The following is a 1445-nucleotide window of genomic DNA, read 5'->3' as shown; positions in this document are numbered from 1 at the left end:
TAGAAGGTTGTGCTCCAATTGCCCCGATACTTGCCTGCAACCACTCGTCTCACCGGCGAATCGGTTCTCTCCGCACAAGCGCAGGCATCCGCGAGTCCCGGAGCAGCCGTGCCGCGATGCTCACTGCCCGTCTCAGTTGCGATTGAATCCCGATGCAGACCACGCGCATGCTTCTGCCGAGGAAAGCGCCTCATCTGCGGGAACCCAGCGCGGGCGGCCGGGCGTGTCTATTGCCACCGACAGGCGCGAAGCTTCGAGGGCGATGCCGACGTATGTGCCGAGCCGGCCCACAAACGGGTTGCTGGCCCAGATGACACGGCGGCTTGGGGTGGTCGAAAGATTACGACAGCGGGAGTTGCTGGTGGATGCTGAGCTCTTCTGCATGTATACCTCTGTGCGAACGAATCCATTGGCCGAGCGACAACATCGCCTGGGTTTTAAGTAGATTCGCTGTATGCAGCGAGGTAACGGAGCTCGCGGAGAAGTGCGAACGACCAAAAGGTAATCGATGATGGCAAATGCCGTCAAGAACAATCCGCCGGCTGCGCTTACGGTGGCCGCCGGACAACGGATGGTCATCGGAGCCGATGGTGTGCCTGGTACGTCCCCGCGCCAGTGCGCGCCCCCAACATGGTCGACGCGAATCACATGCGTTCCGAATGCAACGCCAGCGAGACGGCCAGCAAGGAAACGGTCTTGGTGAATTTCGATGACTTTCGCCGATACGCGGCTTTTATTGATAGATTTCGAGTGAAGTTGGCCGATTTCGAGTCGGCACCATGAACGACTCACGCTGAGAAGCTGAAACCAACGGAATGTCCACGCGTGGCGCACCCGTCCCATCAACCTAGTTCACGGCACGCAGAAACTCCCGCCTATGCTGACTCCGAAAGCCATGTACTGCGCGTTGATTGACCCGGCGCCCAGCCAGCGGTGACCCGCTTATGGACGCAGAGCTGTACCGAGGGTATTCGATTTGGGGACATGCCATCCGGCAGGGCGACGGATTTGCTGCCAGCGGCACCATCACGCGAAACAACAAGCTCGTTGAAACCTCGGGCGTGCTCGGTAGTTTTGAGACGGAGAACGAAGCTGAACTCGCGGGCCTCAGATGGTGCCGAGCGTGGGTGGACAGCCACGGTTGAAAGGGCGTCCATCTCTGCGCGCGGGCGCCCCGCGAATGCTCTTCAGCTATGCACGCCTCCGGCGTTTACCGCACCACTCCATATTGGTTGGGAATGGCCCCAAAAACGGCATGTCGCAACAAATCCTCCTTGGAGGCAGTGCCTTGCGGACCATCATCCTGGTCAATTCCAGAACGGTCAATCGGGCCGATGTCTGCCGGTCCAGTCGGTGCGCCTCCCGTCAACTCAACCGAGACCCGCGTTACTAGATTTCTCTTCGTGAGAGTAAGCAATAATTTCACTAGGAATCTGTTTAATGCA

2 protein-coding genes are annotated in these 1445 nt (G+C 58.9%); one reads left to right on the top strand and one right to left on the bottom strand.

Features of this window, described 5'->3' with window-relative positions:
* The first annotated feature begins 944 nt into the window (after window positions 1-944).
* Entirely contained in the window at window positions 945-1145 is a 201-nt protein-coding gene (locus tag ABZX22_RS45005; protein WP_198113257.1) for a hypothetical protein, read from the top strand.
* A 65-nt stretch (window positions 1146-1210) separates the two neighbouring features.
* Here the strand turns inward: ABZX22_RS45005 and ABZX22_RS45000 are convergent.
* Window positions 1211-1445 (bottom strand): hypothetical protein (locus tag ABZX22_RS45000; protein WP_354923463.1); only part of this gene is annotated, 235 nt, incomplete at its 5' end.

This window comes from Nonomuraea sp. NPDC003804 (genome assembly GCF_040610675.1).
Classification (GTDB): domain Bacteria; phylum Actinomycetota; class Actinomycetes; order Streptosporangiales; family Streptosporangiaceae; genus Nonomuraea.
This window is presented reverse-complemented; position numbering and strand designations above follow the sequence as displayed.